Annotated in this window: 14 protein-coding genes; 11 read left to right on the forward strand and 3 right to left on the reverse strand. The window is 55.8% G+C overall.

All coding sequences use genetic code 11. From position 1 onward, the window contains the following. Nucleotides 1-291 precede the first annotated feature (291 nt). The 6 genes from AM571_RS12095 (at nucleotide 292) to AM571_RS12120 (ending at nucleotide 6281) form a co-directional block, all read left to right on the forward strand. Nucleotides 292-2370, forward strand: coding sequence for a DEAD/DEAH box helicase (locus AM571_RS12095; RefSeq protein ID WP_074061608.1), 2079 nt, complete (start codon nucleotides 292-294; stop codon nucleotides 2368-2370). 42 nt (nucleotides 2371-2412) lie between these two features. Then, nucleotides 2413-2883, forward strand: coding sequence for an IS66-like element accessory protein TnpA (tnpA, locus tag AM571_RS12100; RefSeq protein ID WP_074061609.1), 471 nt, complete (start codon nucleotides 2413-2415; stop codon nucleotides 2881-2883). Then, nucleotides 2880-3236, forward strand: coding sequence for an IS66 family insertion sequence element accessory protein TnpB (gene tnpB, locus AM571_RS12105; RefSeq protein ID WP_064697832.1), 357 nt, complete (start codon nucleotides 2880-2882; stop codon nucleotides 3234-3236). The genes tnpA and tnpB overlap by 4 nt, the downstream gene beginning before the upstream one ends. Before the next feature lie 48 nt (nucleotides 3237-3284). Next, nucleotides 3285-4859, forward strand: coding sequence for an IS66 family transposase (tnpC, locus tag AM571_RS12110; RefSeq protein WP_074061610.1), 1575 nt, complete (start codon nucleotides 3285-3287; stop codon nucleotides 4857-4859). After that, on the forward strand, nucleotides 4856-5422 hold the full coding sequence (locus AM571_RS12115; protein WP_064697834.1) for a UPF0149 family protein: 567 nt from the start codon (nucleotides 4856-4858) through the stop codon (nucleotides 5420-5422). The genes tnpC and AM571_RS12115 overlap by 4 nt, the downstream gene beginning before the upstream one ends. A 121-nt stretch (nucleotides 5423-5543) precedes the next feature. After that, nucleotides 5544-6281, forward strand: a complete 738-nt coding sequence (locus AM571_RS12120) for a DUF2290 domain-containing protein (RefSeq protein WP_074061611.1) — start codon at nucleotides 5544-5546, stop codon at nucleotides 6279-6281. 498 nt (nucleotides 6282-6779) lie between these two features. Here AM571_RS12120 and AM571_RS12125 read toward each other — a convergent pair whose 3' ends face one another. After that, nucleotides 6780-7625 carry a hypothetical protein gene (locus AM571_RS12125; RefSeq protein WP_074061612.1) on the reverse strand — a complete coding sequence of 282 codons (846 nt, stop codon included), beginning with the start codon at nucleotides 7623-7625 and terminating at the stop codon, nucleotides 6780-6782. Between the two features lie 583 nt (nucleotides 7626-8208). Between AM571_RS12125 and AM571_RS12130 the strand changes: the two genes are divergently transcribed. Together AM571_RS12130 and AM571_RS12135 are read left to right on the forward strand one after the other, a co-directional pair. Then, the gene (locus tag AM571_RS12130; protein WP_074061613.1) at nucleotides 8209-8652 is read left to right on the forward strand and encodes a hypothetical protein; all 444 of its coding nucleotides are present in this window, start codon (nucleotides 8209-8211) and stop codon (nucleotides 8650-8652) included. 112 nt (nucleotides 8653-8764) lie between these two features. Continuing rightward, nucleotides 8765-9508 (forward strand): hypothetical protein, encoded by a 744-nt coding sequence (locus tag AM571_RS12135; RefSeq protein ID WP_074061614.1) that lies wholly within the window; start codon nucleotides 8765-8767, stop codon nucleotides 9506-9508. 143 nt (nucleotides 9509-9651) lie between these two features. Here the strand turns inward: AM571_RS12135 and AM571_RS12140 are convergent, their stop codons facing one another. Then, entirely contained in the window at nucleotides 9652-11340 is a 1689-nt protein-coding gene (locus AM571_RS12140) for a DUF262 domain-containing protein (RefSeq protein WP_074061615.1), read from the reverse strand. A 237-nt stretch (nucleotides 11341-11577) separates the two neighbouring features. Here AM571_RS12140 and AM571_RS12145 point away from each other — a divergent pair, with 237 nt between their 5' ends. From AM571_RS12145 to AM571_RS12155, 3 genes are all read left to right on the forward strand, one after another. Continuing rightward, complete coding sequence (locus AM571_RS12145) at nucleotides 11578-11871, forward strand: hypothetical protein (RefSeq protein WP_074061616.1); 294 nt, start codon at nucleotides 11578-11580, stop codon at nucleotides 11869-11871. A 14-nt stretch (nucleotides 11872-11885) separates the two neighbouring features. Beyond that, on the forward strand, nucleotides 11886-12281 hold the full coding sequence (locus AM571_RS12150; RefSeq protein ID WP_074061617.1) for a GNAT family N-acetyltransferase: 396 nt from the start codon (nucleotides 11886-11888) through the stop codon (nucleotides 12279-12281). Nucleotides 12282-12404: 123 nt separating this feature from the next. Then, a complete protein-coding gene (locus AM571_RS12155) occupies nucleotides 12405-12773 on the forward strand; it encodes a hypothetical protein (protein ID WP_074061618.1) in 369 nt (122 codons plus the stop codon). A gap of 137 nt (nucleotides 12774-12910) precedes the next feature. Here AM571_RS12155 and AM571_RS12160 read toward each other — a convergent pair whose 3' ends face one another. Continuing rightward, complete coding sequence (locus AM571_RS12160) at nucleotides 12911-13324, reverse strand: hypothetical protein (protein WP_074061619.1); 414 nt, start codon at nucleotides 13322-13324, stop codon at nucleotides 12911-12913. Nucleotides 13325-13432 lie beyond the last annotated feature (108 nt).

A 13432-nucleotide genomic window follows, 5' to 3' on the forward strand; every position in this document is an offset into this window, starting at 1 on the left:
GATCAGCCCAGTTCGGTGCCGCTGTCCGCTGGCTGCTTGCCTAACGGAACGGCGTCCGGATAAGGCCCTTCGTAGGGCGAAGGGCCTCGGAGTTGCGGCAGAGAGGGTCGGCGAAATACTTGCCGAAGCCAGCCAAAAGGTCCCCTTGAGGTAGACCTTCCTTTTCGGTGCCTACATTGGCACGCGCGGCTGCCTTTACAGAGGGACAACCCTCGCAGGTGTGCACTGACGACTTGATCTAAAAACCGGCTGGAACTACGGTCGGCCCGCCAAACTAAAGGGAAATTTTCGATGCCGGTAACCTTCATCCCCACCATCGGGCGGCGCGAGAACGATGCCGTCGCGAACAACTTGGTTCGTGCAGTCCGTGCGGGAGAAGTATTTGGCCAAGCCGAGAAGATCGTTCTCTACGCGGGATGGCCACAGGTCAAAGATTACGACGGCCGCACTCATAGCTCCGATCTGACCGTGGTGGGAGAAGCGCATGGTATCAAGCTAGTCAAAATTTCGTTATCCTCCGATAAGGCGGACGTCAAACGGGATGCAATCAGCATTCTCCAAGCGGCAGCCACGACCGAATCCCTCATGGGCAAAAGCCTACAGCTGAAGAAGAAGCGCAGGCTGATTTTTGATGTCGTTCCGATCATCTACGCTCCGAACATTGATCCGAAACAATATGACAATGAAGAAGTTGAGTTCGCCGGCAGCGAAGGCGAACTCTTTCGCCTGCTCAAGGAAGAGAGCGGTGTACTCGATGGCACCCAGATTGCCGAGGTTCAAGCTATTATTGAAGGCGCAAAGGCGCTTGGGCAGATAGTGGATGCCGAGGAAGACGAGGAAGTGCATCCCATCGCCAGAGCATATCGCGACCTCGAAGCGGTGATTTACAATTTCGATGCAACACAGAGATCGGTTGCATTGACCGCTATTCAAGGACCCCAGCGCATTCGGGGTTTGGCCGGCACGGGTAAAACTGTCATCCTTGCGATGAAGGCAGCGCTTGCGCACATTGAAAATCCAAACGCCAAGATTCTAATTACATACTACACTCGGAGCCTCCGAGACATCATTGAACGGCTGATCACCCGGTTTCATCGGCATTTTGCCGAGGTCGATCCGAATTGGGATAATGTCCATGTTCGGCATGGCTGGGGACGGCAAAATCTGCCTGGCGTCTATCGCGATACATGTATCCGCGAAGGTGTGTCGCCGAAGTCGTACAATGAGGTTAGCAATGTCAGTGATCCGTTTGGAACTGTGTGCCGTGACTTGGTCGATAGAGGCGTCGTCGCGCCTTACTACGATGTTATTTTGGTAGATGAAGGTCAGGACTTTCCTGACGGCTTTTATCAAATGTGCTTCTATCTGGCAAAAGGCGAGCGTGACCGGAAGCAGATTATATGGGCATATGATGAGCTGCAAAACGTCTTCGACGTGAAGGTTCGCGAGCCCGAACAGTTGTTCGGGAAAGATACGGACGGGCAACCGCGCATCTCCCTGACGCGCAGCCTGCCAGGGGGAACGGAGACCAATGACTTCGTTCTTCAGCGCTTTTATCGAAATCAACGTGACGTGTTGATCCTCGCGCATGCGGTAGGTTTCGGCATCTACGGTGAAATTGTCCAGATGCTTGAAAATGCCAAGCATTGGGAGGACGTGGGCTATGACGTAGTGTCAGGAACGTTCACTTCTGGAAGCGAAAACGTTGTAGAGCGTCCGCTCGTGAACAGTCCCAGTGTCCTGGAAACGCCTGCTGACGTCCCGCTTATTCGAGGGCAGGCAGCCAATTCCTTTGACGAAGAAGTTGAAGCCGCCGTGGCAGAAGTGCGCTCGTTCATTGAGAAGGGCATTCATCCACATCAAATCCTGGTGGTGAGCTTGGATGATCGCACGGCCAGGAGCTACTTCACGAAGATTGCCGACCGACTTCTAGCCTTCGGAATACCTTGCAACAACATCATCATTGATAAATACAGCGAACCGCCGTTCCGGATCGACGGCAGAGTAACATTAAGCACGGTCTACCGTGCCAAGGGAAATGAGGCCGCGGTTGTGATCGTCGTTGGTGCCGACGCGGCATCGTTGAAGGCGAGAACCGGTCGCAATAAGCTGTTTGTTGCCTTTACCCGTACAAAGGGATGGTTGCGTGTTTTCGGTATGGCCACCAAAACCTTCTCGCAGTTGGCGGTCGAGATAAACGCGGCCGTGGCCAATAGCCCGCGACTTCGCTTCACAATGCCAAACATGAGCCAGCTGAATACGATCCAGCGTGGTTTGGAAGAGAAGCATGCCCGTCTGGTTGAGGCCAAACGTCGAATGGAGCGTTTGAAGGTGAGCGCGACGAACAGCCCACCTTTTCTTTGTTGGTAGAGCCCGCGAGATAAGCTCCTTCATCGATAGGAGCGGAATGGAATGGTTGGAGATCGCGCTGATGCCATGCTTGAAGTCATGGATGAAGGCATGCATGAAGCCAGGCATGAGGGAAAGTATCGTCGGATCGAGGTGATCACCGGTCGGCGGCAGCGGCGGAATTGGACTGACGAGGAGAAGGCGCAGATCCTGGCGGAAAGCGCGGAACCTGACGTGAACATCTCGGCCGTTGCCCGGCGCTGGGGCGTCAATCGCGGCTTGCTGAACGTCTGGCGTCGGGACGCTGGGCTGACCTCTCAACGAACCGCGAAGGCCTGCGCGCAGCAGGCGATGTTCGTGCCGGTGACGGTGGTTGGCGATCGAACGTCACGCCAGGAATCGCCGTCGGATGTCGCCCACGTCGCCGCCGGTCGGATTGAGATCGAGATTGCCGGGGCGCGGCTGAGCGTTATCGGCGCAGTGGCGCCCGAGTTGGCGCAGGCGGTAGTAGCGGCGTTGCGAGGGCGCCGGTGATCGGAGTTTCGCCAAATGGCGTGAAGATCATGGTGGCGACGCAGCCTGTCGACTTCCGGCGCGGCATGAATGGCTTGGTGGCCTTGGTGGCGTCAGCGCTTGCGGCCGATCCTTACTGCGGCGACGTGTTCGTGTTCCGCGCCAAGCGTTGCGATCGACTTCGCTGCATTTATTGGGACGGATCAGGCATGATCCTGGCGACGAAATGGTTGGAAGGCGGGAAGTTCGTTTGGCCACCGGTCCGCGATGGCGCGATGCAGATGAGTAGCCAAGAGTTCTCGCTATTGCTGGCCGGAATTGACTGGACGCGGGTCAAGCGAAACCCGGTAAAAAGGCCGACGAAAGCAGGCTGATCCTATTGGTTTTGCTTGAAGATTCAGGCTCATATGGTAGGGTCTGCCATGCCGCTTCGACCCGATCCCTTGCCCCAGGATGCTGCGCAATTGACCCGGATCATTCTCTCGCTCGATGAAGAGAATGCCGATCTCAAAGCGCGCGTGGCCTTCCTTGAGCGCCAGCTCTTCGGGACGAAATCGGAGAAGATGACGATCATCGATCCGACGCAGGCAATGCTCGACCTTGGCGATCTCGGCGACATTCCCGTTGCTGCCAATGACGATGTCGCGCCCGTCGCCGAGGACAAGACGCAGGCACGGCGATCGCCAGCTCGCAATATCGGCCGTTTGCCCAAACACCTTCCGCGTTATGACGAGATCATCGAACCGGAGAGCAAAGTCTGCCCCTGCTGCTCATTCGAGCTTCATTGCATCGGCACGGATGTCAGCGAGGCGCTCGACATCGTGCCCGCGGTTGTCCGGGTCAAACGGACGATCCGTCCGCGCTATGCATGCCGGGCCTGCGAGAGCGTCATTGTGCAAGCGCCCGCGCCGGCGCGCGTGATGGATGGCGGCATGGTGACCACCGCCTTTGCCGCTCATGTCGCCGTTTCGAAGTTCGCCTGGCATCTGCCGCTCCATCGCCAAGCGCAGATGCTTGCCTCCTGCGGCGTGATCATCGATCGCGGCACCCTCGGCGCCTGGGTCACGCGGGTCGCCTGGTGGCTTGAACTTCTCTACGATGCGCTCACCGCCTTCATCCGCTCCCAGCCGAGGGTGTTCTGTGACGAGACGCCGCTTCCGCGGCTCGATCCGGGGCGCAAGCGAACCAAGGTGTGCCAGTTATGGGCCCAGGCAATCGACGACCGGCCGTGGAATGGTCCGGCGCCGCCGGCCGTTGCCTATATCTTTGCCGAAAGCCGCGGCGCTCGCGAAGTCGAGGGGCAATTGTCGTCGTTTACCGGCGTGCTTCAAGTTGATGGGTACCAAGCCTATAAAACCATGGCCAAGCGCCGGGGGAAGAGCAATGTCGCTCCCATGCGGCTGGCCTTCTGCCTTGCCCATGCCCGGCGCAAGTTCGTCGATGTCGTCAAGCTCACCGGCTCCTCGGAGGCTCTGTCGATCCTTGCCAGGATTGCCGAGATCTATCGCATCGAAGCGAGACTGCGCGGCGAAAGTGCCGATACCCGGCTCGTAGTGAGGCGCCGCGAGGCAGCTCCTGTCATGAGAGAACTGAAGGCCCAGATCACCGAATTGAGCGACGAGGTGTCGTCGAAATCGGCGCTTGGCAAGGCCGTCACCTACACGCTCAACCACTGGAGCGGACTGGCAGCTTTCCTGGAGGATGGCCGGATCGAAGTGGACTCCAACGTGGTCGAGCGTTCGATGAAATCCGTGGCCCTGACGAGAAAGAACTCGTTGTTTGTGGGCAGCGAGCGGGGTGGCAAGACCTTCGCGGTCCTGGCATCGCTCGTCAACACCTGTAAACTGAATGGTGTGGACCCCGAGGTCTGGCTTGCCGATGTGCTGGAACGCATCGTCGCGGGCAAAGTGAAAGCCAGCGAGATGGAAAGTCTCCTGCCGTGGAACTGGAAGGCTGAGCGCGAGGCGATGACAGAGCAGGAGCGACGGGCGGCATGACGCACAACAGCCAGGGCATGACGACCGCACGACCGAAGCTTGATGATGAGGCGTTCGAGGCGTTTATCAGGGGACGTCGTCCAGCATCGCCGATTTGGTCAATGAGCGGTCTCGATGGCTATCTTACGGCCCTCATCATCGGCCCAAGGTTCATCGACCCGCGTCAATGGATCCCGGAGCTGACTGGCCCGGATGCCCTGAACCTGCCGATGGAAACAACAGAACATCGGGCCGTGCAGACGATCGTTGCGGAGTATAACCGCATCTCCGCAAGCCTTGCCGAAACGCCGAAAGACCACCGGCCCAGGTTCACCAGGATCGATGACCAGACCTTTGATCCATTCGATTGGGACCTCTGCTTTCTGCTGGGAACACAATACGCGCCGAGGCTTTGGCAGCCCGTCCTTCGAGGTCATGCCGTCACTGGCGACATCATCGCGCCCATCCGCAAGCTCGGCGACGCAAAACACAAAGCAACCCGCCAGGATGCTGCGGACGTCGCCGAAGCACTTGTCAATATCCGAACCTACTTCATGCCGAAGCGGGCAAAGCAGAAGCTCTGACAAAGGGTGCTGTTGCGATGCCGTCAACGCTGAAAGCCGTGGGCTGTTCGTCGCGCTCACGTTTGAAGAACGAGCTCAACCTGTCCGATGAGGACATGGCAAGCTTAATCGAGGATGAATAATGACGCGGGATGACTTTAATGCGAGCATCCGCGCGATCCACACCTTCTTTGAGAGCGAGGATTTTCTCGAAAGTACAGTCTATTTGGTGGCATTGCCGCGATCCGAGGACTTCAATAAGATTAGCCTCACGTCGCAAGACTATAATTTCGTTTACGAGACCGGACTCTCCCTTTCGCATTACAATTTCATATTGAAAGACCTTGCGTACTTTCAGTTCTCGCACTCATCCGAGGGCGAGTGGGCGCTGGCGTACTACCCGAATCCGCGGGTAAGTGGCTCTCCAGATGCCTTTGCTGAGTTCAATGAGCTGAAGGATGCAGTCGAGAGAGACGAGATCGACGACGAAGAGTTTTCTTCCTTAGTGTCAAGCCTTCAGGTTGGAAACTACATTCCGCGCGTGAGGTTCGAGTATAGCGAGAGCCAATACAGACGTGTGCGACATCCTGGCGCGCATTTTCACATTGGTATGTCCGGCGAAGATCGGTGGGCCTCATCCCGCAAGCTGTCGCCTCGATCTTTTGCCATGCTTATCGCTAAGCATTACTACCCCGATCTGTGGTGGAAGAACTCGAGGTTCTCGCTGGCGGAAGAGGATCAGGAGCTGGCAAACGTTGAGACATGTTTCGATGAGAAGCTTCTCAATTCAATTCGCAGCGATGGTGTTTCTCTATCTTTCTCCGAATTTGAGCGACAGACATTCCACTTCGGGGCGCTGCAACCTACCCCAGCCGTATAGTCCGGTCGCGTGGGCAAAATTGCTGCACGGGATACCCTTACGGAAATCGGACGCTTTTCAGTCCTCAGTCGCTATTATAGGGTCTTGCACTCTGGGTTGGGCCGCCAACGCTTACCTCGAAATCAGCGGACCTGTATGCAGGACGGCCGCGATTGCTTCCATCATGCTTCAATGAACTGGCACGCATCCTGCGTAGGTACAGTCAGACTGGAGGTAGCACTCTAGTCGTGAACCATCCGGCATTACCCGAATTTGAACCGCAGGCTTGCCACATCGCGCAACACGGCCTGCCATCGTATCGTCGCTATCTTCAGTCTCCAGAATAACAGCGTTGCTATTGACCAAAGCTTCAGCTGCGATTGAGAGCTTGGTGTATAGTTCGGTAGCCCCGGACAGCCCAGCTTCGGCTTTTGACGCTTTACTATCTTGGTTCTCGCTACGCTTTTGTCTGGTTTTCACTCCCTTAGATTTTCGCGGTTTCGTTGTCACAGATTCCTCCTATCGAGATAGCGCTGTCCGGAAGCCGTTTGCCACGCCGCTCGCAATTTGAGACGTGGCGTGAGATTGTTCAGCTATGGCAATAAGTGATTGTCCGTTTTGGGCACCGTCCAGTGGGCCAAAGGTCACGAGCAAATCATGAGTTCGGTGTCGATTGGTCGAAAACAGGTTCCCTGCGGGATTGATGCTGGCACGCTCGAGCGTCCAGGCGAGATTGAGATTTGCAGCTGAAACAACCTCAAACGTGACCTGGTGTGAAAGCACGTTCTGCTTGCCTTCTGACGGCACTGGGGCCTGTCCCAATGCTGTGGTGTTTATGCGCGAGTTCAACACACTGCCAATTTTCAGATCGCTCACGATGAGAAGGGAGCCTAACGAGGGGTCTCGCTTGAACTCGCATCGTTCGGCCGATCGTAAGTACAAGTCACGGATCGTGTAGAAAAAGTTCATCTTTTCGATGCGGGTAGCTTCCGCAAACCCACCGATTCCACCTGCCACGGTGAAAATATTGGCCGAGCTCGTGGGAGGCGTCCAACTGACATCTGGTGCAACGTTCGTCTTTTCAGACACCGTTAAAGTTAGCGCGACCTCTGCACCCCAATTGTTGAGGAATTCTGAGGACGGAGCCGTCTTGTTCTCAATCGCCGACCTGATATCGGCGTCGACAGTCGAGGTCACCGCGTTACGCAGTTCGCACCGAATCGCGCGCACAATGCCCTGAACCATCGCTTGGCTTTGAGCATCGGTCGCATTGTTCGGCCAGTCTCTCAGATCAGGGACGAAGGTTCCACATCCGCTCAACGAGAGAACAGAAAGATACACGAATAGATATTTTCCAAACTTCATTGCCCCTCGCAGCTACAGGTCAACGGCCTCAGCGACGAACGCCGATCCAATCTTGACACCTGCAAATAACTTCCCCGAGCAAAAGGCTAACATACAAATATAAATTGAAAAGTGGAGATTATAAACTTTTGCGGCGTCGTGTGCGCAAACCCTCTTTCACGACGTTTGCTTGTCAGTCGCCTGCGTTAAAGTGGCGATCGTTTACTGAGACCGCGTCCCTCTCGCGTCAAACCATTGTCAGTGCACCAGCCATAACCTGCCCTAGTTGCGTCGCCGTGCTGCTACGTCTCACCTTTTCCCTTGGTTCTTTGGACCTCGCGGGTAGCAGGGCTTGCCGTCGCAACCGCCTTGAGGACTTATGTTCAGTGCCCTGTCGATACTTCACCGGACTCACGTACTGAATAGAGCGCCGGACGGCAGTGAACTGGATGACGCGAAATTCGAGCCCGGGCGCAATCTTCGTATACGGACCCACTCGACATCTTCCTGCTCGTCGATCATTTTTCTTCACCAAGCTCATGGAATACACGACTGATGCTGGGTTTGGGTCGGGTCGACTGGCGCGCTCGCGCGAGGAGGTATCATGCCACGAGGGAAGCAGAAGCCGCGCCGCGCATTCGCCCTGCCGGAGATCGAGGTCGGTGACTGGCATGGGGAGTTCGCTGGTCCCCCCTCAGGCAACATCGGTCAGCATATACAGCCGGGTCCGCCCATCATGGTCGTAGAGTTTACCTACTTGATCCTCGGAGCGGTGGTCATTTCGCCGATCAGCAAGTTCCAATGGCCAGCAGCGGTCTCCTTCTGGGTCCGAACGCCGTTAACACCCGAAAGAGTCGAAGCGGGCCTTATGTTTAAATCCGATGAAATTCCGTCTGTGCATGTCAGCTTCGAAGTCACGCGGCAGCAGTTCACCGAGACCTGCTGGCTATTCAGAGAGAAATTGCTAAAGGATTTTCATTTCCGAATTGGGCCCGGGACAGATGATCATTGGCCGCTGGAGAGCTGGGGAGCTAGTTTTCGGCTTTGATTGACCGCGATGGCAGGCCTCGCCAAAGGTGTCGCCGTGAGCCCATGCCAAACCGACATACTCATGCGTTAGCGTCGTTCCCGTTCCCATTCGCCAAGTGAGAAAAAAACCAATGCTTGAAGACGACCGGATATGGCATGTACGAGATTTGGTGAAGGAGCACGTTTCAAGCCCATCGCTGCGGCACATTCGGGACCCGGCTGCAATACTTTCGATCTCGCGTCGAATTCTGAAGAAAATCGATCGCGGCAACGGAATTTGGCAGAAGTGGGAGGGAGAACGCGAGGTCCTCATAAAGTCGGCCGCCGGATGCTGGATTCCAACTGACAGCCTCAGGGACTATCTGAATCTCCTTTCCGGTCCGAAGCTCACTTCCACGGACGTTGCGCAACGGATGAAGGCCATCGAAGAAGAACCTTATAATTCGTACCCAAACGATGACCTACGTGAGGGCTGCCTGGCGATCTTCAATGAAGAAACGGAGCTTGGAACAGAGCTGCCGGCAATTATCGGCCGTATCGCCGATTTCGTTTTGGAGGAGGAGGAGCGTCTACGCGTTGAGCGCGAGCAGCGTTACAAGCAGGCCCGCCTTGAAGAGCAGGATGCCGCCGAAGCAAGATTGATGGCTGGCGCGGATTGTAAATGGACCCAGTTGCGAGGAGCGCCTCACGTTTATTGTCGAACGAACGGACGAACGTATCGGCTGTCGCCGACAGCCGATAAAAAATGGGAGCTTTTCCGCGTAGACAGGCCGTCTCCGGACGACAAAGGTGAATACATCGGCCGATACAGTGGCCGTGGTGGCGCGACAAAAGTCGTCGCTGAGCTCGCATTTCAGCCGGAGTACCGGCGCTAAGCGCGAAATTTCATTAAAGTGAAACTTTGCTCTTCACAGCACGCAACATAGCTACTCCCTTAGGGCCCTAGAACACGCTTGCCCTGTTGCGCCTGGTTTGGGGTGTAAAAACAGGCATCGCCGTCGCGCTTCACCGCTTGCCGTCAAAGCAGATCGAGTTCCCAATTCTCAGCAAAAATCTTGAGCAAGCTTTCCTGGCGCTGCTTCAGCGACTTTGGTGTCCAAGTCGCTTGCGCAATAACCTGGCTCGTTAACGCGTAGGAGGAAACGTTCTTCGGCCCCGTAAAATACACGTGGCACTTCTTGCCGAATTCGTAGTTCTGCGCGGCCGAGTTCTTCTTTTTGTTAAGAGGCACGAGGTTGGCGATGCGATGCACCCATTTCTCCCTCTCGTCCTCGTCGGGCCACCACGCAGTCCATTCACTATCGTCTTCCACGTTCTGCGGTAGGACATGCTCGATCGTCAAAACTTTTGGATCGTACGTCGCCGCACCGTCCGAAATGAAGGAATCCAGGCGTAGGATCAGGTAATTCCTGCGACGCGGCTTGAGCTTGTAGATGTCGCCGTTGAGCGCCTCCCTGAACTTCTTCGACCATTTCCGATCGAACTGGAGCGCATCGCATTGATCGGGTTCCATTCCCTTCTCGACGTCTTCGATGAGGGATGCGTACAGGGTTGTTCGATCGTTGACGTTATAGCGATCTACATGCATGTACGCCGCGACACGCTCGAGGAGTTGGAAGAATCGAGCTACGCGCGCCGGCTTGTTCCTGTTGTTCTTCAGGAACAGCATCGCTGGTGGTATCCAATCCGAATTATCGATGCGCTGCAGCCAGCGAATGTACGAATTTATGATTTCGGCGTGAGAAGTGGCGGCAACGGAAGCGTTGCGGATATCGGCAAGTGCGTCCGCAAACGGCTCGAGCACGTCATCGATGAATGCGCCGGGGTCTGGATTTTTGGGAAGCACATGCTGTCTGAATTCCTCCAGAACCGAGCGTTTTGCCTTCTCCTTCGCGTATATCATTCGAACGAAGCTAAAGAGATCGTTGAAGCCGCTTCTTGATAGCTCGACCTCCATGTCCTCCCATTTTTGGTTATACTTCGTTCGCGTTTTTTCGTCCTTCATCTGACCAATGATATCGGCCTTGATGATATCGGTGGGCTGCAAATCCAAGCCTCGGCTGTTCATCACCGAGAACACCCGGAATGCGGATTCCTGCGTCGGCGTTGATACGGCTACGAGATAGCAGCGCGTCACCATAAAGCTTACGAAATCCTGCAATGCGTCGGGGGTAGAGAACCGCTTTTCGAGCTCCGACCGGAAACATTCGGCATTTTCGCGGATGTTGCGCTGCGCCTCGTTGTCGAGCGCTACCGGGTCCAATTCGATGAGGGCATCTATCGCAAACTTCTGCACATACTTTTCGAAGAACGACCTATCGCGCTCTCTCAGGGCAAGTCGCGGCTTCGACGGTATTTTCTCGATCTTTTTCCCGGGTTCGACGATGTAGGATTCGATCTCGTCCCGGAGTTCGCCATCATGGGCATCGGCGATGGCACCAAGCAAAATTGTCAGGGTGGTCAGGCGCTGTTGACCGTCGATCACCTCGGCTCGAGCCTCTCCCTCTGACTTGATGAGCACGATGCTGCCGAGGAAATAGCCCTCCTCGTCTTCCTCTTCATGGAAGGCTACGAGGTCATCCAGGAGTTCCGATGCTTGATCCACCGACCAAGCATAGGGTCTTTGATAGGACGGGATGAAGAACTCGAACTCGGAACTGAAGATTTTTGCCAGCGAATACTCGGCTCCGGTGATTTTCTTAGTCACACTATTCTCCTAGCAAGTAACTCGTGACTCGGTCGCCCGCGACGAGTAGAGCGATTCGATGAATTCCTTCAATCGTGTGTTGTAGGTCGATGGATAAAATCCCTTTTGAAGAGGCGATATTGATGCGGGCCGGACGGCGACTCGATAAACCGTTTCGCTCTCGACAGATTGAGATTTGGGTCGCATCGAGGTGCGCACAACTTCTGCGAACAATACTTGGATCGGGAAATAGCCGACTTGGTGCCGAAAGGCTCCGACCTTCTGTTTGAGATCGTTCAGCAGCGCGAAAACCTCACGGCTTCAAAGCTTCGGTACATTGCATCAAAAGAACTGAAGGACCCAGAGAGCGTCGGTAAGCTCATCGACGTCATGCTCTGGAACGGCAGCCTGGGCGTCGTCGAAGGAGACGGGGCCCGTTACATCTTTGACGTCGGCTACAAACGGCAGTACCTGGCAACGCTGCTAAGGGGCGACGGAGACGTGTCATTGTCGCTTCATCCAACCCTCGTCGCAGCGTTGACGACCGGCTAATATCGGAGGGTGACGTGGCCGATCACGAGGTGATTGAGCAGGACGGCAATGCCGTCGGATGTGTTGCCTCCATCTGGCACGATGACCATCTCTTTATCGAAAAGCTCTACATCAGCCTCTCCTTCCAAGGGAGGGGAATTGGAGCCCAAGTTTTGAAAGCCAAGTCTGACCAGGCAGCACAGCGTGGACTGCCTACGAAGCTCAGTGTCCTCCTTACCACAAATCTCGCAGACCGATTCTACAGACGCGAGGGGTTCGTGCAGGAGGCGGAAACGCCGGAACGCCGACGTTTTTCCAAAGGCTGTGCCGACATCCTGATTTCGTCGCCCGAAGGCCGAGCTGATCGCGAACGCCGGGTTCCCGATGTCAATCCCGATCCGGGCGACGAGATCGTTGATCCCGAGGACTAGCAGACTCATACCTTAGTTGACGCACGGCAGTGCATTAGTGTAGGGAGTGCATGTACTACGGAAACCGTGGTGCCATCGTCCACGCCGTGGACGGTGAATAAACTCAGAGAAGGAGCTTCTCTAATGACTACTGCCTTCAACGCTTCCGCTGCCGTTGCTGCTCTTGAGAGCCACCGCACCGAACTGATTGACTACATCAACCGCACGACCGATGCATTGATTGCTAAGATCGCGGGCGCGCACCCAAGCCTTGTCGTGGGCGTTAAAATTCCGACCCTGGAACAGGCTCAGGACCCACGCAACAAGGATGGGGTGAACCTGACCGCGCGTGGCGCAGAAATCCTCTACCGCCTGTTCGATGACGGAGCCGGGTACAACCGTGCGTCCAAGGCACTTTCGATCACCCAGACTGCGGCTCGCAACCGTAAGAGCCTTTGGGAAAAACAGGGCGGGCTGAATCGCAAGCGCGAGCCGCTCGACATCGACGAGTAGGACCGCTAATTCGTACAATATGGAGCCACGGAGCCTCTAGGTAACCCTAAGGGCTTCACCGTTTTCGGCAGGTGGACATTCCGAAAAACGCAGAAAGGGGGGGCCGGAACCTCCCCCTTTCTTTCGGTTCCGGGACCTTAGAGAAGACCGATCCCGATTATCCACTTCAGCAAGCCAGCGACTTCCACCTCCTCGCCCTTGGCGTTATTCGAAGTGGCGGAAACCATTTCGAGCTTACCGCCGATCTCATCGGCAGGGAGGGCTGCGAGCCTCCGATCGATGTCGTCGATCGGAGTTTCGAGGGAAGTCCACTGCCCACCCGCCCTGCTGCTCCAGAAGAGCAGGAGGAGCGCTTCCTCGTAGGACTTCTGTTCGTCGGCCTTCGTGAGGTCGATATTGTAGGGGCCGCAGCCCATGGGCATGGGCATCATCATCTGCGTAACGCAGCGGTCGATGTAGCGAAGCTGGGACATGTCGGCGGGTACCGCCGAGAGAAGCCCGATCAGCGTGGCGATGACCGCGATCGATCCAATGACAGCCTTGATTACCATTGTTAGTCTCCTTGGTTTTGCTCCGACGACACCCCGTCGTCGTTTCGATGGAGACAACATACGATACCGCTAATACGCCGTAAAGTATTGATTTAATTTATCTTTTCG

Origin of the sequence: Rhizobium etli 8C-3 (genome assembly GCF_001908375.1) — a bacterium.
GTDB classification, from domain to species: Bacteria; Pseudomonadota; Alphaproteobacteria; order Rhizobiales; family Rhizobiaceae; genus Rhizobium; species Rhizobium etli_B.

What these genes read in the sequence shown, in the direction of transcription:
- AM571_RS12130 (WP_074061613.1), top strand. Translation starts at nt 8,209, where the DNA reads ATGCCACGAGGGAAGCAGAAGCCGCGCCGCGCATTCGCCCTGCCGGAG.
- tnpA (WP_074061609.1), top strand. Translation starts at nt 2,413, where the DNA reads ATGGTTGGAGATCGCGCTGATGCCATGCTTGAAGTCATGGATGAAGGC.
- AM571_RS12120 (WP_074061611.1), top strand. Translation starts at nt 5,544, where the DNA reads ATGACGCGGGATGACTTTAATGCGAGCATCCGCGCGATCCACACCTTC.
- AM571_RS12115 (WP_064697834.1), top strand. Translation starts at nt 4,856, where the DNA reads ATGACGCACAACAGCCAGGGCATGACGACCGCACGACCGAAGCTTGAT.
- AM571_RS12160 (WP_074061619.1), bottom strand. Translation starts at nt 13,324, where the DNA reads ATGGTAATCAAGGCTGTCATTGGATCGATCGCGGTCATCGCCACGCTG.
- tnpC (WP_074061610.1), top strand. Translation starts at nt 3,285, where the DNA reads ATGCCGCTTCGACCCGATCCCTTGCCCCAGGATGCTGCGCAATTGACC.
- AM571_RS12135 (WP_074061614.1), top strand. Translation starts at nt 8,765, where the DNA reads ATGCTTGAAGACGACCGGATATGGCATGTACGAGATTTGGTGAAGGAG.
- AM571_RS12095 (WP_074061608.1), top strand. Translation starts at nt 292, where the DNA reads ATGCCGGTAACCTTCATCCCCACCATCGGGCGGCGCGAGAACGATGCC.
- AM571_RS12125 (WP_074061612.1), bottom strand. Translation starts at nt 7,625, where the DNA reads ATGAAGTTTGGAAAATATCTATTCGTGTATCTTTCTGTTCTCTCGTTG.
- AM571_RS12155 (WP_074061618.1), top strand. Translation starts at nt 12,405, where the DNA reads ATGACTACTGCCTTCAACGCTTCCGCTGCCGTTGCTGCTCTTGAGAGC.